The following is a 19,888-nucleotide window of genomic DNA, read 5'->3' as shown; positions in this document are numbered from 1 at the left end:
GCATCACCTCGCTCATCGCCCACCGCGGCGTCGAGCACGGCTCCGGCCTGGGCACCATCCGCTGGCCGGTCGAACGCACCTTCGCCTGGCTCGAAACTTCCGCCGCCTGCGCATCCGCACCCAACGACGAGCCGACGTCCACCAGCCATCCTCAGCCTCGCCTGCTTCGTGATCTGCCTCCGCAAACTCATTCTGAACTGACGCCTAGGAGCTGTCCTGTAAGTCATCGGAGCCAGAGGACGATTGCGGCGATGGTGAGTTCGGCTTGGTAGTAGGCGGCGCGTTTGGCGTAGCGGGTGGCCAGGTCGCGGAACTGCTTGAGGCGGTTGAAGCAGCGTTCGACCACGTTGCGCTGCTTATAGACCTCGGCATCAAACGCCGGTGGTCGCCCGCCGTGGGAGCCTTTGGCGACGCGGCGGGCGATCTGGTCATCGCGCTCCGGGCTGACGAAGGTGATCTGCCGGTCGCGCATCGCCTGGCGGGTCGAGGGATGCGAGTACGCCTTGTCCGCGATCACCGTCTCCGGCCGGCAGCGGGGCCGGCCAGGTCCAGGGCGGGCGACGCTGATGCCGTCCAGCAGCGGCAGCAACTGCGGATTGTCGCCCGCCTGACCCGGCGTGAGCAGAAACCGCATCGGCAGACCCCGCCCATCCACGGCCAGGTGGATCTTGGTACTCAGCCCGCCACGGGACCGGCCGAGCCCTTCCCCGTCGCAGGCGAGGGCTTCGACTCCGTCGCTGCATCCCCCTTTTTCCGGGCACCAGCCGAGTGCTGATGCGCTCGGACCACGCTGGAGTCGACCGAGATGATCCATTCCAGGTCGCCGACGGCGTCGTCTTTGACGATCACCCGGTCGAGGATCTTCTCCCAGGTACCGTCCTTGGTCCACAACCGCAGCCGCTCATGCGCGGTCTTCCACGGCCCGTACCGTTCGGGCAGGTCACGCCACGGAGCACCGGTGCGCAGCTTCCACAAGATCGCGTTGATGACTTGGCGGTGATCACGCCACCGCCGGCCATCACCCTGCACCGGTGGCAACAGCGGCTCGATTACCGCCCATGCCTTGTCCGTCAGCTCACCGCGACCAACCACCGGGCACAAGTACCAGAGGGCCAGCTCAACCGCTTACAGGACACGCCCTAGGCGACCAAGAGGGCGAACAAGTCCACCCGATCGACCGTACCTGCGGACGTATCCGGCTGCGTGCGTCTCGCCTCTACTCTCCGGCAGGACCGACGACGGGCGGGGGAAGCCCATGGCTGAGACACCGGAACCCGGAAGCGCCGAGGACACGCTGCCCCGGCAGGAGATCCGCCTCGCGATGACCATGGTCGGCGGCGCCAGCCTCGCCGTCTGGATGGGCGGCGTCGCGTCCGAAGCATCCCAGCTGCTCCGCGAGGCGCGGGGCAGCGTGGCCCCAGGCAGCTACCGGAAGCTGACCCGCCTGCTCCGCGCGGACGTCTCGGTCGACGTCCTGACCGGGACGAGCGCCGGGGGCATCAACGCCGCCTGCCTCGGGCTCGCGGAGGCGTACGACTCCAGCCCGGAGGTCCTGCGCGACACCTGGATCGAGACGGGTTCGCTGGACAAGCTGATCCGCGACCCCGCCGAGCCCGAGCCGCGGTCGCTGTTCGATGGTGACCGCGTCCTGCTCGACGGGGTCCGCTGCGCGCTCGACCGGATCAAGGGGAACAGCGCGGGCCCGGCGGCCGGCACGCCGGATCTCACCGTGCTGCTCACGGGAACCATGGTCGACGGCGAGAGCGCCAGGTACCGGGACGCGCTGGGCAACCTCGTGCGGGACACCGACCACCGCCTGCTCTTCCGGTTCCACGGCGAGCAGTGGGGATCGGGGAAGGTGCTCGGACCGCTCGCCCTCGCCGCCCGGTCCACCGCCTCCTACCCCGGTGCGTTCGAGCTGTCCCGGGTGCCGATCGGTACTGGGCAGGCCGACGACCGGCACCCGGACATGAAGCCGTACACCAAGCTCGCCCGCTCGCACTGGGTGACCGACGGCGGGGTGCTGCTCAACAAGCCGCTGCGGCCGGCCTTGGCGGAGATCTTCGCCCGGCCCGCTGCTTCCGACGTCCGGCGGCTGCTGCTGTACGTCGTGCCGACGGGGGAGCGGGAGGCCGAAGCGAAATCCTGTGACGCCGGCGACTTCCCGATGCTGACCAACACGATGGGCAAGGTCGTCACCGCGGTGATGAGCCAGTCCATCAGTGCCGAGCTCGAGGAGCTTTCCCGGCACAACGCCAGTGTGCTGCTGACCAGGGACACCAGGGTCGTCCTGGCCGGGCTCGGGCTGCGCGGCGGCGCGGAGTCGTTGATCGACAAGCAGCTTTTCCGTGCCTACCTCGAGCGGCGGACGGCCGAGGACGCCGAGGAACTGGCCGAGCTCGCCGCCTGCCGGTACGCACGGTCCCGCACGGACAGTCCAGAGCTGCAGTGGTCCACGGGGATGTCAGCGACCCTGCGCGGCAAGGCGGCCGAGGGCCTGGCGCGCAAGATCGCGCTTGGCCCGCCGCGGACCCGGATGCCGGTGGAAGCGCTGCTGCCCTACCGCACCTCCGCTCTCAACGACGCCGTCGCGACCGGACTTCAGCTAATCAACGCGGCTTTCCTGCTCGGCCCGGACGCGGCCGACGCCGCGGTGCTCAACGAAGCTCGGTCAAAGCTGCACGAGGCGCGGAAGGACGCTGCCCGGAAGCAGAAACTGGACGAGTGGGTCTCGGAGCAACCGGAGCCGGGTACGACCCTGGAAGCGTGGGTCGGAAAGCTGGCCGAAGGGTGGGCAACGGCCGTCGATACGAAGGGGCTCGTCGGTGCCTGGTCGGCTGTCGTCCAGGCGCTGCGGGCCACCGCACCGGCCCTGCGCCGCCGGGTCGATGCCCGACCGGACGAGAACGATGTCGTGAAGACGCTGCGGGATTGGCTCGCACTCGAATCCGACGACGAGGTCGTGCAGGCGCGGTTGCTCGCCCTGCACGTCGCCGGCCGCGGGCTGCTGGCCGAGGCGCCCGCTGTCGACCAGCGAGCCGACCTCGTGCAGGTGAGCGCCGACTTGCGGACGCTGCTCGACATGGACCGGCGGCGCGCGTGGGAGAAGCTGACGGGGATGCAGGCGAACTACTTCGGCGGCTTCTACAAGGCTTCCTGGCGCGCGAACGACTGGATGTGGGGCCGGATCGACGGAGCGGGCTGGCTCATGCAGGTGCTCCTCGACCCGGTCCGGCTGCGGAACCTCGCCGTCCTCGCCGGCCAGGACGCGTTCCGCGGGCAGGTGCAGAAGACCTTCACGGAGACCGGGTGGTGCCCGCCGCGCGAGGCGGACAACCTCAGCACGGCGGACGTCGCCGAACTGACCGCCCAGCTCGGCGAGGAGCTGGGCTTCCTCGGGCTCGACGCGCAGCTGAGGCCGATCGCCTACGCCGCCGAAGTGCCTGAAAGCATGCCGGTGACCGCGCTGGTCCTCGCCAGGGCGCGGCAGCTGGAGATCGCCCGTACCGAGCTGCCCGTCGTGTGGCGGCACGCCCGCGAGGACGTTGTCGAGGCGAAGGCGAGCGACAAGAAGTCGAAGGCCTTCCGCGCGATGGCCACACCGGACCCGGAGACCGGGGACGGCGTGTTCCCGCTGGACAGCGACGACCGGACGCAGCGGGTGTTCCAGACCTGCCGCGTCTCGGCGGAACGGATTTCGGACGAACGCGGCACTCCGCTGCTGGTCAAGACCGTAATCAAGCTGGCCGCGGCCGGGGTCAACGCGGCGGCCGCGACCGTGCCGCCGTCGACGCCGAAGGCCGGGAAGTCGATAGTCACCGCCGTCCGTGCCACCGCCCGCAGCACCTGGCGGATCACCAAGGGCGCGATGGCGCTGAGGACACCGGGGACCATCGTGGCTGCGGCGCTGGCCCTCATCGCGGGTCTGCTGATGGGCGGCAACGGCAATGCGATCGTGGGATTGATCGGGCTGCCGGTGCTGGCCGGCGGGGTTGTCTTCTTCGTCGTCAACGTGCTGCTGATGGCGAAGAAGTCCCCCCTGGTCCTGCTCTACCTGCTGGGCCTGCTCGTGGTGCTCGGCTTGGTGCTCGCCCCGTTCCTGCCGGTGCTGGCGGAGCCGTTCTTCGGCTGGCTGCGCTCGGTGGTCGACGGCTGGCGCCGCGGCGACCGGGCGGTCGCGTGGGTCGTTTTCGTGGCCGTCCTGCTGCTGCCATGGGTCGTCCCGCCGCTGGCTGCGCTGTGGCGGCACATCCGGCCCGGAGACCGTCCGGCTGCGCTCGAGGCACCGGCGGAAACCGGGGAATCGGCGAAGACCGCACCGGCGGTCGTCCTGACAGCCCCGGCCTCCGTCACTCTCCCGGACACCGGCCCGGCGGCCCCGGCTCACGAACGCTCATCGTGAGCGCCGCACCGGAAGCGGCCGAGACGGCGGAACCGTGGCACCAGGAGATCCGCTTGGCGATGACGATGGTGGGCGGTGCCAGCCTCGCCATTTGGCTGGGTGGCGTCGCCGCCGAGACGTCACAGTTGCTGCGGGAGTCGCGCGGCGACGTGCCTCCCGGCGTGTACCGCAAGCTGCTCGGCCTGCTGCGCGCCTCCGTGTCGGTCGATGTGCTGACCGGCACCAGCGGCGGCGGTATCAGCGCTGCCTGCCTCGGCTTGGCGGAGGCCTTCGGCTCCACCCCGAACGTGCTGCGGGACACCTGGATCGAGATCGGCTCACTGGAGAACCTGTCTCGGGGCGCCACGGATCCCCAGCCTCGGTCGGTGCTCGACGGCGATCGGGTCCTCCTGGGCGATTTGGAGCGGGCCCTGCGTCGCATCACCGCGGAAGGTACTCCGCCTGCCGCCGAACCGGACATCACCGTGCTCCTCACCGGCACCATGGTTGACGGCGAGGCGAGGCGGTTCGACGACGCGCTGGGAAACCTCGTGCGCGACACCGAGCACCGGATGCTCTTCCGCTTCAACGGTCCACTGTGGACGCCGGGCGTGGAGGGACCGCTGGCGCTCGCCGCGCGCTCCAGCGCTTCGTTCCCGGGTGCGTTCGAGCTGTCCCGGGTACCGATCGGCGATGCCAGCGCAGACCCGTTGCATCCCGACATGTCGGCTTATACCGGCCTGGTGCGCTCCCAATGGCTCACCGACGGGGGAGTCCTGCTCAACACGCCGATCCGGCCGGTGCTGCGCGGGATCTTCGAGCGGCCCTCGCACGCGGACGTCCGTCGGCTGTTGCTCTACGTCGTGCCTACGGGTGAACCAGGGGCTGTGGCGCTGGAAGCCGATCCGGTGAATCCGCCGCTGCTGTCGACCGCGATCGGCAAAGTCATCGCGACCGTGATGAGCCAGTCGATCAGCGCCGAACTGGACGAGCTGACCCGGCACAATGATGCCGTCGTCCGGGCGAGGGACTCCCGGGTGTCGCTGGCGACCCTCGGATTGCGCGGCGGGCCCGAGGCGCTGATCGACCCGCGGCTCGTGGCAGCGTACCTGGAGCGGCGGGCCGCCGAGGACGGCGCCGAGCTCGTCCGGGTCGCCAGCTGGCGGTTCGCCTTCTCCGCGGTGGACAGCCCTGATCGGGCGTGGACGGGTGGCCTGTCGCGCCAGTTGCGCGAGGTCGCCGCCACCGGGTTGAGCAGTGGCGTCCCGACCGGGCCCCCGCCGACGAGTATGACCGTGGCGGACCTCGTCGGCTACCGCACGAGCGCGCTCGACGACGCGGTGGCGACCGGTTTGCAGCTGATCAACGCGGGCTTCCGGCTTGGGCCGGCCCCCGTGCAGGCGAAAGCGCTCAATGACGCGCGAGCGATGTTGCACGCAGCGCGGCGGGAGGCGGCACGGACCGTACGGCTGGCGCAGTGGATCATCGCCCACGCAGGGCCTGGTGTGGGCGCCACCCTCGAGGCCTGGATCCGCGAGCTGGCCGAGGAGTGGGCCGGACTCGGCCGCTCCGCCCAGCTCGCCCGAGCCTGGCCGATGGCCGTCGCGGCGTTGCGGGCCGCGGCTCCGACGTTGCGGGCGCTCGCGGACGAGAGTGCGGGATCCGCCGACACGGTTACGACGCTGCTGGATTGGCTCGAGCTGGACTCCGGCGGCGACGATGTGGTCCAGGCCCGGCTCCTCGGCCTTCACGTGGCGAGCCGTGGGCTGCATGCCCAGCCGCCGTTGGTGGATCAGCGGGTCGATCTGGTGCAGGTCAGTGCGGACTCCCGGACACTGCTCGACCTGTCGCGGCGTCGCGCGGGAGACAAGCTGACCGGCATGCAGGCGGGCTACTTCGGTGCGTTCTACAAATCGTCGTGGCGTGTCAGTGACTGGATGTGGGGGGAGGTCGACGGAGCCGGCTGGCTGGTGCAGTGCCTGCTCGATCCGGTGCGGCTGGAGACCTTGCGCGACATCGTGGGGCCCGAGACGTTCCGCGAGGAGCTCAGAGCCACGTTGGGGGACGTCTGGCGCAAGCCGGACGAGCGGGACAACTGCTCTCCCGAAGAGGCCCGGCAGTTGTGCCTTCAATTGGCCGCCGAGCTGGCGTTCGTGGGTCTCGACGCCGATCTGAACCCCGTCGAGTTCGGGCTCCAACGACCGGTCAGCCTTCCGGTGACCGCGATGGTGCTGGCGCGGGCACGCCAAGTGGAGATCGCGGCGGCCGAGCTCCCCGTCGTGGCGCAGCGGGCGCTGCACGACGTCAGGTACGACAGAGCCAGCGGGACCGCATCCGCGTCCTTCCGATCGAAGGCCGCCCGCTGGTCGGCCGACGTGGCGACCGCTCAGCAGCTGTTTCAGGCGTGTCGGATCTCGACGGAAAAGCTCGCCGGCGAGCAGCACACCGCACAACTGACGCGGACACTCCTGAGCCTGGGCGCGGCCGCGGTGAACGTGGGCACCGTCGCGTTCCGGCTCCCCGGGGGGTGGCCCGTAAAGGTCGGCGACGCGCTGCGGGCCACGTTCAAGATCGTCGCGAGGATATCCACGAACGCGGTTTCCTTCGGCTCGCAAGGACCGATCATCGCCGCCACCTTGGCTTTGCTGGCGGGGCTGACGCTCGGGAACAACGGCGGCGTCGTGTTCGAGTGGGTCAGCCTGCCGATTCTCGCGGGTGCCGTCGTGTACCTGGTGACGGCGCTGCTGACGATGGGCAGGACCGCGCGCGGGGTGTTCACGCTGCTGTTCACCCTGGCCGTGACGGCGCTGCTGCTCGCCGCCTTCCTGCCCCTGCTCAGGCAGCCGCTCTTCGGCTGGCTGGGGAACGTGGTGGCAGGTTGGCGGCGCGGGGACGCCGCGGTGTGGTGGCTCGTCGTCTCCGGCTCGCTGGTGCTGCCCGCTGTCGTGCTGCCGGTGCGCGGGATCTGGCGTCGCCTGCGCCGACGACGCTGAACGGCCCGTCGCCTTGCGATCACGGCCGCGAAGGTTCATCGTGCGGGTAGGTCACGGGCCGCGGCTCGCGCCCCGAGCGCGCGTGTGCCCAGCAGGCGTCCACGTCAAACATGTTTGTGTGACTGCTCACCGGGTACATCGCGTCGCCGCAGGTCATCGCGGGGGTCGTGAGCTGCGTCGCTGGCAGGCGGAAAATTCTCTGTTACGTTTCCTGAGTATGTCCGTAACGCACTTGATCGAATCCCCGACCAAGGCGGACGGCGCGCAGCTGTGGCGAATCGCGCGCGATTCCGCCAAGCTGGATCTCAACTCGCCGTACGCATACATGCTGTGGTGCCGCGATTTCGCCGAGTCTTCGGTGGTCGCGCGTGAGGACGGCGAGGCGGTCGGTTTCGTCATCGCCTACCGCAGGCCGGACGCGCCGGACTCGGCGCTGGTCTGGCAAGTCGCGGTCGATGCGTCCCAGCGCGGAAAGGGCCTGGCCGGGGCCCTGCTCGACACGCTGTACACGCGCTTGGTCGGCGAGGGGGTGCGTTACCTCGAGACCACGATCACCCCGGACAACGAGGCGTCCATCCGGCTGTTCTCATCGTTTGCGAAGCGGTGGAACGCCGCCATGGAAACCAGTGTGCTGTTCGCCGGCGAGGATTTCCCCGAAGCCGGGCACCTGCCGGAAGAGCTTTACCGCATCGGTCCGCTGACCCTGTCGACGAATCCGGGCGATTAGGAGAGAAAGAAAGAAATGAGCATCTTCGAAGAGCTCGAATCCGAAGTACGCAGCTACAGCCGCGGCTGGCCGGTCGTGTTCGACCGCGCGCAGGGCAGCCACCTCTACGACGAGAGCGGAAAGCCCTACCTGGACTTCTTCGCCGGCGCCGGCGCGCTGAACTACGGGCACAACAACCCGCAGCTGAAGCAGGCCCTGATCGACTACATCCAGCGCGACGGCGTCACCCACGCCCTGGACATGTTCACCGTGGCCAAGCGCGACTTCCTGCAGACCTTCCGCGACAAGGTCCTCGACCCGCGCAGCCTGAACTACAAGGTCGTGTTCCCGGGCCCGGGCGGCGCGAACGCCGTCGAGGCCGCGCTGAAGCTGGCGCGCAAGGTGACCGGGCGCGAGTCGGTCATCAACTTCACCAACGCCTTCCACGGCATGACGCTGGGCGCGCTGTCGGTCACCGGCAACTCGATGAAGCGCGGCGCCGCGGGTGTCCCGCTGGTGCACGCCACCCCGATGCCGTACGACCAGTACTTCGACGGCGCGATGCCGGACTTCCTCTACTTCGAGAAGCTCCTGGAGGACTCCGGCAGCGGGCTCAACGAGCCGTCCGCGGTGATCGTCGAAGGCGTGCAGGGCGAGGGCGGCATCAACGCCGCGCGCCTGGAGTGGCTGAAGGGCCTCGACGACCTCTGCAAGCGCCACAACATCCTGCTGATCCTCGACGACGTCCAGATGGGCTGCGGCCGCACCGGCCCGTTCTTCTCCTTCGAGGACGCCGGGATCACGCCGGACATCGTCTGCCTGTCGAAGTCCATCAGCGGCTACGGCATCCCGATGGCGCTGACGCTCATCAAGCCGGAGCTCGACGTCTGGGAGCCGGGCGAGCACAACGGCACCTTCCGCGGGATCAGCCCGGCGTTCGTCACCGCCAAGGAAGCGATCGACGTCTACTGGAGCGACGACGCGCTCGAGAAGTCGACCAAGGCGAAGGGCGAGCGCATCGCGACCGCCTTCTCCGGCATCGTCGAGGCCTACCCGGAAGCGAACCTGACCGCCAAGGGCCGTGGCCTCGCGCGCGGGCTCGAGTTCGCCAACGGGGACCTCGCCGGCCGCGTCTGCGCGGAAGCGTTCGCGCGCGGCCTGCTGATGGAAACCTCGGGCCCCGACGGCGAAGTCATGAAGCTGCTGCCGCCGCTCACCCTGACCGACGACGAGCTGACGCAGGGCCTGTCGATCATCGACGAGTCCATCAAGGCCGTCCTCACCAAGTAAAGGAGATCGCCCGTGCTCGTCCGCACGCTCGACGAGATCACCGACACCGACGCCGACATCAAGACCGAGAACTGGCGCAGCAAGCGGATCATCCTCGCCAAGGAGGGCGTCGGCTTCTCGGTGCACGAGACCACGCTCTACGCGGGGACGGTCAACGACTTCTGGTACGCCAACCACATCGAGGCCGTGTTCATCACCTCCGGTGAGGGCGAGATCGAGGACCTGGCGACCGGCAAGGTGTACGAGCTCAAGCCCGGCACGCTCTACCTGCTCAACGACCACGACAAGCACCAGGTCCGGCCGAAGACCGAGATCAAGTGCGTGTGCGTGTTCAACCCGCCGGTGACCGGCCGCGAAGTGCACGACGAAAACGGCGTGTATCCGCTCATCACCGAGGAACCGTAAGGGCGACGAAACAGGAGGCGAAGCCCGTGACGCTGACGGACACCCGGGTCGACGACGCTTACCCGACCCGGATCACCGGTACGCCGGCCCACCTGCCGCGCGTGCACCCCACGGTGTGGGGCACCGAAGCCGACGGCCCGATCGACGCCGCCACGCTCGCGAACCACGAGGCACGCGGTTACACCGTGGTCGAGGACATGCTCTCCGTCGGAGAGGTCCAGACGTACTGGCAGGAGCTGGTGCGGCTGTCCTCCGACCGGGAGCTGGCCCGCGACGAGCGCGTGATCACCGAGGCGAAGACCGGTGAGGTCCGGTCGATCTTCGACGTCCACGAGATTTCGGGTCTGATCGCCGAACTGGTGCGCGACCCGCGCGTGCTGGACCGGGCGCGCCAGCTGCTCGGCTCCGAGGTGTACATCCACCAGAGCCGTGTCAACTACATGCCGGGCTTCAAGGGCACCGGGTTCTACTGGCACTCGGACTTCGAAACCTGGCACGCGGAGGACGGCATGCCGGCCCCGCGCGCGGTCAGCTGCTCCATCGCGCTGACCGACAACCACCCGTTCAACGGCGGCCTGATGATCATGCCGGGCTCGCACCGGACGTTCGTCCAGTGCGCCGGCGAGACGCCGGACGACAACTACAAGAGCTCGCTCAAGGACCAGCGGGTCGGCGTGCCCAGCGAGGACGACATCACGAAGATGGCGGCCGAGCACGGCATCGACCAGTTCACCGGCCAGGCGGGCTCGGCGCTGTGGTTCGACTCGAACATCATGCACGGCTCGGGGAACAACATCACCCCGTACCCGCGCTCGAACATCTTCCTGGTGTTCAACAGCGTGGAGAACGCCCTGCAGGAGCCGTTCGCGGCCGGCGCGCCGCGGCCGGCCTTCATCGCGGGCCGGGATTCGACGCCGATCACGCGGTGATTGCCGACCCACCGGTGACTGACTCGGTGCGGCCTGTTACCGTGGCGCCACCGCGCGGGTGTGTGGCCCGTGCAACACGTCTTCGTGGACGGCCGGCGGCGGGTCTTCGCTCGGGGTGAGCTCACCTGCCCGGTTGCCCTCGGTGGCGGACGGGCGGACCGGCCCCCTGGCGGCCCGGCCGAGGTTTTGCCAGTGACCCCGTACCACCGGATCGGGACCGGTGGTACGGGGTCCTGTCATGTCCGGCGTCAATCGCAGGCCCGGCTGATCCCGGCTGCGGAATCCGCAGCGTCGCGAAATGTCCTGGTCCCGGCCCGGTGGGGCGGTATTCCCCGATCGGCCACCACGGTAGGTTGATTTTTCCGGCGGGGGCGACGCCGGGGGACACCGTGGACCCGGGGAGGTGGGCGCGAGCATGGCCCAGACCCGGCTCCAGCTGCTCGGGCCCGTTCAGCTCTTCCACGGCGACGACCCCGTCCCGATCGGCGGCCCCGGGGTCCGCGGCCTGCTCGCGCTGCTGGCGCTCAAGCCCGGCAAGGTCGTCGGGCTCGACGAGATCATCGACGCCCTGTGGGGCCACGACCCGCCGGCGACCGCGCGGACCATCGTCCACGGCAACGTCTCCCACCTGCGGCGGATCCTGCGCGACCTCGACGGCCCGCGCATCCTCACCACCCCGCCGGGCTACCGGCTGGACGTCGAGCCCGACCGGATCGACGTCCACCGGGCGCGCACGCTGCTGGACCGCGCGTCGGTGGCCACCCCGGAGGCCGCCGCCGCGCTGCTGGCCGAAGCACTCGCGCTCTGGCAGGGCCCCGCGCTGGGCGGGGTGCCCGAGTCGCTGCGGGCCCCCGAGCTGGAGGACCTCCGCAAGGCCGTGCACGGCGCCCGCGTCGACGCCGACCTCGAACTCGGCCGGCACGCGGAGCTGATCGTCGAGCTCAGCCCGATCGTCCGGGCCGATCCGCTGGCCGAGCGGGCCGCCGGGCAGCTGATGCGGGCGCTCTACCACGCGGGCCGCCGCGGGGACGCGCTCGAGCTGTACCGGACGGTCTCCCGCGCGACGCTGCGGACCCTCGGCGTCGAGCCCGGCGCCGAACTCCGCTGGCTGCACGAGCGCGTCCTCAACGACGACCTCCCGCCACTTTCCCGGGAAGGTGCCCACCAGGGGCCGCCACTTTCCCGGGAAAGCGGCGGTTCGGCGATTTCGCAGCTGCCCGCGGCGGTGCCGAACCTGGCCGGCCGCGCCGAAGAGCTGGCCTGGCTCGACGGCCTGGTCACCCGGGCCGAGGCCGGGCAGACGACGATCGCCGTGGTCAGCGGCACCGCCGGGGTCGGCAAGAGCACCCTCGTCGTGTGGTGGGCGCACCGCGTTGCTTCGCGGTTCCCGGACGGCGTGCTGTTCGCGTCGCTGCGCGGCTTCGACCCGCACCACCCGCCGCTGGAGCCGGCCGAGCTGCTCACCCAGTTCCTGCTCGGCCTCGGCGTCGAAACCGCGAAGGTCCCGGAGCTGCTGCACGAGCGCGTCGCCCTCTACCGGTCGCTGATCGCCGGACGGCGGATGCTGGTGCTGCTCGACGACGCCCGCACCGCCGAGCAGGTGCGCCCGCTGCTGCCGCCGAGCGCGCGGACGATGACGGTGGTGACCAGCCGCTCGCGCCTCGACGGGCTCGCCGTGTCGAACGCGGCCAAGCAGCGCGTGCTCGGCACCCTCGCACCCGACGACGCCGTCGCGCTGATCGAGGAGCTCGCCGGCCCGGCGAGCCTCAACCACGCCCTCGCGCGGCTCTGCGGCTACCTGCCGCTGGCGCTGCGGATCGCGGGCGCACGGCTTTCGGCCGGCGCCCAGCGAACGGCGGAGGAGCTCGTCGACGAACTCGGCAACGAACGCACCCGGCTCGCGGGGCTCCAGGTCGACGGGGCCGACGACAGCGTCCGCGCGGCGTTCGACGTCTCCTTCCGCGGGCTGCCCGGCGAGGTCGCGGAGACGTTCCTGCAGCTGGGCGCGGTGCCCGGGGTGATGGCGGGGCCGCACGTGGTGGCCGCGGTCGCGCAGATCCCGGTGGCCGAGGCCCGGCGGCGGCTGCGCGCGCTGGCCGCGCACAACCTCATCGCCGAGACCGAACGTGACGTCTTCGTGCCGCACGACCTCGTCTCGCTGTACCTGCGGGAGCTCGCGGAACAGGAACTGAGCGACAAGGACCGCGACGAAGTGCTCGGCTCGACGGTCCGCTACTACCAGGCGGTGGCCGACCGGGCGCGGCGACGGCTCGGCCGGGTCGCCGACCCGCTCGACTTCTCCCACGTCCTCGCCGACGACGTGATGCCGCCGCTGTCCGGCTTCGCCGAGGCGCACGACTGGTTCGCGGCCGAGTGGCCGAACCTCCTGGCCGTCCTCGACGCCGCGTACGCGGCCGGGCGCTACGGCGACGTCTGGCGGCTGGCCCGGCTGGCGCACACCTACCGCGTCGCCTGCCCGCTGCTGGACGAGTGGACGCGGATGGCCGACCTCGGTGTCGCCGCCGCCGAAGCGGCGGGCGACGTCGCGGGGCAGTGCTGGCTGCGGCTCGCGCGGTGCGAGATCGCGCTCACCTTCGAGCTGCCGGGCTTCGGGCTCGCCGACGCCGAACGGGCGGCGGAGCTCGCCGCCGCCTCGGCCGACGAGCGGCTGCGCACGTCGGTGGACCTGCACCTCGGCCGCGCGCTGAGCCGGCTCGGCGAGCACGAAGCGGCCATCGAACGGCTGGCCGAGGCCATCGCGAACGCCCCCGACGTCACCCTGCGCGGCCAGGCGCTCAGCAGCTGCGCGCAGGCGGAGAAGCGAGCGGGCCGGCTGCCCGCCGCGATCGCCCACCAGCGCGCCGGCCTGCGGATCGACCGCGAGTTCGGTGACGACGACCAGGTCGTCGCCTCCCTGGGCAAGCTGGCCGAGCTCAGCCTGCGGGCCGGGGACCACGAGGCCGCCGAGCGGTACGTCTGGGAAGCGATCGACCTGGCGATCAGCCGCGAGTTCGTCGCGCGGGAGGGGACGCTGCGGCTGACGCTGGGCCGGGTGCTGCGGGCCCGCGGCGACATCGACGGCGCGCGCGAACAACTGGCGTTGTCGGTGCGCATTTACGAGCGCGTGCACCCGAAGCTCGTCGGTGAGGTGCGCTCCGAACTCGCCGATCTGCAGTGAAGTCTTTCCGGCCCTTTCGGGCAGCGGGAATTTCGTTGCGAATGGGTCACGACCCCGCCCCCGTGCTGAATCCTTAGTGGATTCTTAGTGGGCGCGGGCGGTGTCCGCGTAGGTTCGGCGGTGCCGGCTGAGCCCTAGGGGAGGGGCAGGCGGAGACGCCGGTGCCAGGTCCCGCGCGGGAAATCTCCCCGCGGGGCCCGGAGCCGCCAGGAGCGGCTCGTGGCGGCCCGGCCGGCCGACGTGGGGGTAGGCCGGCCGGTCGCCAGGCGGCATCCCCGCTCAGCCGACGTTCGCGGTGCAGAGCGCGATGGTCGTCCCGCTGTTTTCCGCGACCTTCTTGCCGTCGACCAGAATGGCGCAGCGGATTTCGTTGCTGACCGTCGCGTTGCGGGTGTCCGCGGTGAGCGTCAACAGGTAGGAGCCATTGTTGTAGGACGCCTGCCCCTGCCACGCGTCGGTGCTGGCGGGCGCGTTTTCGGTGCGCTGGTCGTTGAGGCTGCCGTAGCGCACGGTCGCGCCGCCCGCCGAGGTCACCTGGAACGTGACGGCGTGCTTGTCGGTGGCCACCGCGGGCAGGTGGAGCCCGGACTCGCCGCCGCCGAAGAAGGTCGAGTACAGCAGCATCCCGCCCGTGGTGAGCAGCGCGGCGGCGGTGACGGCGGTGGCGGTGACGGCCACCCCGCGGTCGCCCACGGTGCCCTTCTTGACCTGGACCAGCCCGGTGACGGCCAGGATCAGCCCGATCCCGCCCAGCGGCCACGCGACCCACTCGATGTCCGGCACGAAGGTCACGACCAGCGCGGCCACGCCGAGCAGCAGGCCGACGATGGCCAGGATGTTCCGCGCGGGCTTCGCATTGGCTTGACGACGCTCCGTGGCCGTCACCGGCGGCGCGGGTCTGCCGTGGCGCGCGGTGGCCGGCGGGTACTGCGGGTCGGTCATCATGCGAACCCCTTCGGGTGGGAGTGCGACGACGTTAACCCATAAGTGTGGCCCCGAACGAAATTGTTACATTCCGGAAAAAGTCATTGTCCCACCATTTGCGCTCGGGTATCGATATTTCCTGACATGGCGGGCATGACGTGGCCCGATGATCAATGGGAAGAATATCGGAGTTCCCACTGTTTTCGTGGCCGTTCGGCCCACGACGACCGTCGGTACCAGCGTTCACGACGAAAGTCGCACAACGGACTTTTCAGTCGAAAAGGCTGACTTCCGGGGTGATTTCGAGGAGTTCGAAGACGGGCCGTCCGCGGCGGCCGTCGATCGTCGTCGTGCGCACGACGCGCAGCCGGGCCGTCACCGGGCGATCGAGGTTCTCCTTGATCTGGTCGAGCAGGTCCGGCGCCACCGCGCCCTGGATCGTGCCGCCCGACTCGCGGTCGAGGTAGAAGATCCGGCGCCGGGTGCGGACGCCGTCGAGCCGCCCGCGCACCGTCTCGTAGCCGACCTCCTCGCGGGACTCGCGGAGGCTGCCCTGCAGGATCCGGGCCTGCTCGGTGGTCATGCTGCGGGTGACCTGCTCGCCCGCGGTCGGGGTCAGCGCCATCCCGATGCCGGCGTTCTTCGCGACGGCGTTGACGATGTCGCTGACGGCGTTGCGGACCGTGTCGCGCTGGAGCAGCACGGCGTCGAGCGCGCCGTCGTCCGAGCCGTTCGCCGGCAGGAAGTCGCACAGCTCCTTGACCGCGCGCTCGGACAGCGTCTCGATGCCGTCGACGATCAGGGCGTCGTCGGCCAGCGGCTCCGGGAAGCCGAAGAAGATCGCGTTGCCCGCCTGGCCGCGCTGGATCAGCGGCGCCTTGTCCCGGTCGGTCTGCTGGACCTGGGTGACCTCGCCGGAGGGGTTCCGGATGATGTGCCCGATCTTCGCCGTCGCGTCCTGCAGGGCGCGGCTGATGTCCGAGAACGTGTAGGCGTCGATGGTCTGCTCGCCGATCACCGAGACGTGCAGCAGCGGAGAGCGGGACGTCCGCTCGAACTTGGCGTTGGCCGCCATCGCCGAGGCGCGGGCCAGGTCGTCGAGCCACGTGCCGCCGGGGATCTCGTCGGCGATGCGCCGGAACTCGTTCCTCACCAGATCATCTCCGGGTAGCCCCTGCCGCCTTCGGCCCAGACCTCGGCCCAGACGTCTTCGTCGCCGGGACGGCAGAGGAAGCCGTCCAGCATGCCGCCGACCGGCTGCACCTGGTCGAGGTACATCGCCGGCTGCCCGACGATCACGCCGCGCAGCGTGAGCAGGCCGTAGAGCGCGGACCGGCCGGCGTCGTCGAGCCGCTTGAGCGCGCCCCACTCGTCCGGGATGAGGACGACGTCGAGGCTGCGCGGCGGGTGGGCGGTCCGGGTGATGAGCTCGCCGCCGATCCAGGCGCGGCCGGACGGGATGATCCGCCGGGCGACGCCGAGGTAGCTGTTGAGCGCGCTGAACAGGATCTCGCGGTCGTTCTGGTGCGGGGCGTCGAACACCAGGCGTTCGTAGACGTCGGCGAGGTCCCCCGCGTGCCGGCCCGGCGGCAGGACCTGCTGCGACGTCCAATGGGGGAGCGCCACACACCCCTCCTCAGCCCTCGCTCACAGTGCGTAGCCGAACTTACCAGGATGGGTGTCAGCCACCGCGCCCAGGCTGCTGCGGCCACTGCGGGGCCTCTTCGGCCTGCGGCCAGGCGGGCTCGTCTTCGGTCGGCCACTCCTCGGCCTCCGCCCCGCGCTGCGGCGGCAGCGGCAGGTGCCCTTCGCGGTGCCCGACGGGATCCGGTTCTTCGTCGTCGTCGTGCACCTCGGGCCGCCGATCGGCCGCGTGCTGCGCCCAGGCGGCGGGGATGAACTGCGTCTGCTCGGTCGAGAGCGGGGGCGGCGGCTCGTACCGCGGTTCCTCCTCGGGTTCTTCGAGCGCTTCGGGTGCGGTCTCGGGCTTGGGGCGCTGGACGGTGCGCGCCACGAGCCACGAAGTGAGCGCACCCAGGGCGAAGGCGACGATCAGCCACAGCCAGATTTGTCCGAACAGCCAGAACATCAGCTCATCACCCCTCAAACGACCGTGATCTCGACACGCCGGTCTTCTTCGCCACCGGTGGCGGGCCGGGTGTCGCCCAGCCCCCGGTAGGTCACGCGGTTGGCCGTCAGCCCGTTGGCGGTGAGGATCCGCGCGACGGCCCGGGCGCGGTCCCGCGAGAGTTTGAGGGCGGCGCTCTCGCCACCGGGCCCCCGCGCGACGTGCCCGGTGACGCGGTACCGGAACCCGGCGGGCGCCTTGGCGAGGGCGACCGCGATGCTGCGCGCGGCCTGTTCGCCGTCGGGGGTGAGCTTGGCCGTGTCGGGCTCGAAGGCGATGGGTGTCTCGGTGAGCATCCGGTCGATCTCGGCCTGCACGCCGGCCTTGTCGGTGGGCGGCGGAGCGGTGGTGCTGGTGGTCGGCGGCGGGCTCGTGGTGGTGGTGGTCGTCGGTGCCGTGGTCGCGGTGGTGCTGCTCGGCGCCACGGGGATGACGTCGCCGTTGACCTTCGCGGCCCGGACGCCCTCGACGTGCTGCACGATTTCGAGGGCTTGGAGCGCTTGCGCCGGCGGGAACCCGCTGAGGGTGGCGTCCCGGCCGTCGAACCGGACATCCCCGGTGGGCAGGCCTGCTTGGAAGAGGGCGGCCTGCGACCGCGCGGTCAGGTCCCGCTCCATGCTCCCGGACCGAGTCCAGGTGGCGATACCCGCGAGCAGCGCTGTGACCAGCACCGCAACCGGGACCACGAGGATCCAGCGCCGACGCATAAGGGGACTGTAAGCCGGGTGCCGCGGGTTGGCGACCTGAATCCGGGTGGTGTTCCACAAGTTGTCCCCAGGTAAGTCGACATGTGGACAACTCGGGGGATCGTGTTCGGTCGGGCACGTTCTGTCGGAGGTGGGCGGTACGCTGGAAGCGGGTGGCTCCCCCTGGGAGGGTGGGCCAGGTCCTGGGCGGGTTTTGGGCGGGGCAGCGCTCCGGAGCGGGGGGCTCGGGGGCGGGTACAGCTCTCTGGGGCGCGCACTCCGGGCGGGGTGGGGCTTTGCTGCCGCGGTCCAGAGATGGCCTGGAGATCGCCACGCCGGAGCCCTCCCGCAGGCAAGACTCAGCCCGCCTGCCGGGTAGGCCGGGGCCACCACACCCGCGAGCTGCCGCGCCGACCCCTCAGGCGCGCTTCAAGCCCCTCCCGAAGACCGAAACCTCAGCTCGCCTGCTGGTGCGGCGCAGCCTCCGGCACCTCGAGCACCTCCAACGGCAGCAGCGGCGCCAGCTGCGGCCGCTTCGGCGACAGCCCGTCGCCCATCGACTCGCCTCGCAGCTGCCGCCGGATCCACGGCAGCAGGTGCACCTTCGTCCACGTCAGGTCCGAGCGCCGCGAGTCGATCCAGCGGCTCGGCGTGTCCTCCAGGGGCCACGGCTCGCGCCAGTCCGCCTCCACCGGGATCCCCAGCACCTCCGCCGCCTTCAGCGCGATGCGGCGGTGGGCGTCCGGGGAGAAGTGCAGCCGGTCGTCGCTCCAGGCTCGGCGGTCGTGCAGGGGCGCCATCGTCCACAGGTCGACCATGCGGGCTCCGTGGCGCTCCGCGATCGCCCACAGGTTGGTGTTGTAGATCGCCACCTTGCCGCGCAGCACCGACATCACCGACAGGACCTTCGTGTCCGGGCCGTTGAACATCAGCACCGGGATACCCGCCTCGCGCAGCTTCGCGACGCCCTCCTCCAGGCGCTCGGTGACCGCGTCGACGTCCGCGCCCGGCACGATGATGTCGTTGCCGCCGGCACACAGCGTCACCAGGTCGGGCTTGAGCTCCAACGCGATCGGCAGCTGCTCGTCCAGGATCTCGTCGAGCATCTTGCCCCGCAGGGCCAGGTTGGCGTAGCGGAAGTCGCTGCGGCCGGCGGCCAGCACCTCCGCGAGCCGGTCGGCCCAGCCCCGGAAGGAACCGTCCGGCAGGCCGTCGTTGAGTCCTTCGGTGAAGCTGTCACCGAGGGCTACGTAGCTGTCGAATCCGTACACGTTGGGTCCCCTTCCCATCCTGCGACCGACACACCCCGACATGTAGTTGTACACCTCAACTAACCATCGGCCGCAAACCCGCTCCACCCCCGGGCGTTCAGCCTGCGGTAACAGTGTCTTATCTTGTCGGCCTTCTCCGCCTCTCTATTACGTGGTCTTCACCTCCGGCATGCCGTGAAACCGCACACTCGGAGTCAAATCCGGCACCCGGTGTGGCGAAAATCTCCCTGACCGGGGCGTCCCGGACCCGATCCGGCAGGCTGGACACGTGTCCGGAGAACCCCGTGAATCGCTCGCGCAGATCCTCGGTGGCCGCCGGGGCGCGCTCGACGCCAGCATCCCGCCCGTCGGCTTCGTCGTCGGCTGGCTGGCCGCAGGTCAGTCTGTGGCCTGGGGTGCCGCTGCCGCCGTCGCTGTCGCCGTCGTGGTCGGGATCGTCCGGATCGCCGGGGGTGGCAAGGTCCGCGCGCTCGTCGTCAGCCTGGCCGCCGTCGTCGCCGCCGCGCTGATCGCCCTGCACACCGGCCGCGCCCAGGACTTCTTCCTGCTGCAGCTGATGTCCAATGTGGCCAGTGCGCTGCTGTGGGCGGCCAGCATCGTGGTGCGCTGGCCGCTGCTCGGCGTCGTCGTCGGCCTGCTGCTGGGCCAGAAGACGCGCTGGCGCCGCGACGCCGTGCTGCTCAAGGCCTACTCCCGGGCCAGCTGGGTGTGGGTGCTCCAGTACACGCTGCGCGTGGTCGTCTACGGCCTGCTGTGGTGGGCCGGCCAGGTGATCGCCCTCGGCGTGGCGCGCACGGTGCTGTCGTGGCCGCTCGTCGCGCTGACCGTCGCGGTCAGTGGCTGGGTGCTCTACCGGGCGTTGCCGCCGGAGCACCCCGGCCTGCGCCTGGCGCCGGAAACCCGCTCGGACGACGTACCCGGGGCATAAGGCGGCCCCCGGCGAGGGGGGAGGGTCCGGGGGCCACTGCCTACGGTACCCGGACTACCCGGGTTCAGT

Annotated in this window: 15 protein-coding genes and 1 pseudogene; 9 read left to right on the top strand and 7 right to left on the bottom strand. The window is 70.6% G+C overall.

Annotated features, from left to right (window positions below; translation table 11 throughout):
* Positions 1–2 precede the first annotated feature (2 nt).
* Positions 3–201: pseudogene (locus IE317_RS44620) on the top strand (transposase); the annotation flags it as partial.
* A 22-nt stretch (positions 202–223) separates the two neighbouring features.
* On the opposite strand, the gene IE317_RS18960 reads toward IE317_RS44620, so the two are convergent.
* Positions 224–1,092 (bottom strand): IS5 family transposase gene (locus IE317_RS18960; RefSeq protein ID WP_229902787.1). Its coding sequence is split into 2 segments (ribosomal slippage): positions 224–718 and positions 721–1,092, totalling 867 coding nucleotides; the frame shifts between segments, so codons are not numbered across the junction.
* Between the two features lie 163 nt (positions 1,093–1,255).
* Between IE317_RS18960 and IE317_RS18955 the strand changes: the two genes are divergently transcribed.
* From IE317_RS18955 to IE317_RS18925, 7 genes are all read left to right on the top strand, one after another.
* Complete coding sequence (locus IE317_RS18955; RefSeq protein ID WP_191311853.1) at positions 1,256–4,402, top strand: patatin-like protein; 3,147 nt, start codon at positions 1,256–1,258, stop codon at positions 4,400–4,402.
* Between the two features lie 59 nt (positions 4,403–4,461).
* Positions 4,462–7,374 (top strand): DUF3376 domain-containing protein, encoded by a 2,913-nt coding sequence (locus tag IE317_RS18950; RefSeq protein ID WP_191311992.1) that lies wholly within the window; start codon positions 4,462–4,464, stop codon positions 7,372–7,374.
* Positions 7,375–7,591: 217 nt separating this feature from the next.
* Positions 7,592–8,101 carry a diaminobutyrate acetyltransferase gene (ectA, locus tag IE317_RS18945; RefSeq protein ID WP_191311851.1) on the top strand — a complete coding sequence of 170 codons (510 nt, stop codon included), beginning with the start codon at positions 7,592–7,594 and terminating at the stop codon, positions 8,099–8,101.
* A 15-nt stretch (positions 8,102–8,116) separates the two neighbouring features.
* Positions 8,117–9,370 carry a diaminobutyrate--2-oxoglutarate transaminase gene (gene ectB / locus IE317_RS18940; RefSeq protein ID WP_191311849.1) on the top strand — a complete coding sequence of 418 codons (1,254 nt, stop codon included), beginning with the start codon at positions 8,117–8,119 and terminating at the stop codon, positions 9,368–9,370.
* A gap of 12 nt (positions 9,371–9,382) precedes the next feature.
* Positions 9,383–9,775, top strand: a complete 393-nt coding sequence (locus tag IE317_RS18935; protein WP_191311848.1) for an ectoine synthase — start codon at positions 9,383–9,385, stop codon at positions 9,773–9,775.
* Positions 9,776–9,801: 26 nt separating this feature from the next.
* Positions 9,802–10,704, top strand: coding sequence for an ectoine hydroxylase (gene thpD / locus IE317_RS18930; protein WP_191311846.1), 903 nt, complete (start codon positions 9,802–9,804; stop codon positions 10,702–10,704).
* 415 nt (positions 10,705–11,119) lie between these two features.
* Positions 11,120–13,882, top strand: a complete 2,763-nt coding sequence (locus IE317_RS18925) for an AfsR/SARP family transcriptional regulator (RefSeq protein WP_191311843.1) — start codon at positions 11,120–11,122, stop codon at positions 13,880–13,882.
* 279 nt (positions 13,883–14,161) lie between these two features.
* Here the strand turns inward: IE317_RS18925 and IE317_RS18920 are convergent, their stop codons facing one another.
* The 6 genes from IE317_RS18920 to IE317_RS18895 form a co-directional block, all read right to left on the bottom strand.
* Positions 14,162–14,827 (bottom strand): DUF4190 domain-containing protein, encoded by a 666-nt coding sequence (locus tag IE317_RS18920; RefSeq protein ID WP_191311841.1) that lies wholly within the window; start codon positions 14,825–14,827, stop codon positions 14,162–14,164.
* 250 nt (positions 14,828–15,077) lie between these two features.
* On the bottom strand, positions 15,078–15,959 hold the full coding sequence (locus tag IE317_RS18915; protein WP_086852001.1) for a hypothetical protein: 882 nt from the start codon (positions 15,957–15,959) through the stop codon (positions 15,078–15,080).
* Entirely contained in the window at positions 15,956–16,432 is a 477-nt protein-coding gene (locus IE317_RS18910; protein WP_191311839.1) for a DUF6932 family protein, read from the bottom strand. Before IE317_RS18910 ends, IE317_RS18915 begins: the two co-directional genes overlap by 4 nt.
* A gap of 55 nt (positions 16,433–16,487) precedes the next feature.
* Positions 16,488–16,895, bottom strand: a complete 408-nt coding sequence (locus IE317_RS18905; protein ID WP_191311838.1) for a hypothetical protein — start codon at positions 16,893–16,895, stop codon at positions 16,488–16,490.
* A 14-nt stretch (positions 16,896–16,909) separates the two neighbouring features.
* A complete protein-coding gene (locus IE317_RS18900) occupies positions 16,910–17,641 on the bottom strand; it encodes an OmpA family protein (protein WP_229902786.1) in 732 nt (243 codons plus the stop codon).
* A 434-nt stretch (positions 17,642–18,075) separates the two neighbouring features.
* Entirely contained in the window at positions 18,076–18,891 is an 816-nt protein-coding gene (locus tag IE317_RS18895) for an SGNH/GDSL hydrolase family protein (protein WP_191311836.1), read from the bottom strand.
* A gap of 268 nt (positions 18,892–19,159) precedes the next feature.
* On the opposite strand from IE317_RS18895, the gene IE317_RS18890 reads away from it, so the two are divergent.
* Entirely contained in the window at positions 19,160–19,819 is a 660-nt protein-coding gene (locus IE317_RS18890; protein ID WP_191311834.1) for a DUF3159 domain-containing protein, read from the top strand.
* Positions 19,820–19,888: the final 69 nt, after the last annotated feature.

The organism is Amycolatopsis bullii (assembly GCF_014654205.1).
Taxonomy (GTDB): domain Bacteria; phylum Actinomycetota; class Actinomycetes; order Mycobacteriales; family Pseudonocardiaceae; genus Amycolatopsis; species Amycolatopsis plumensis.
This window is presented reverse-complemented; position numbering and strand designations above follow the sequence as displayed.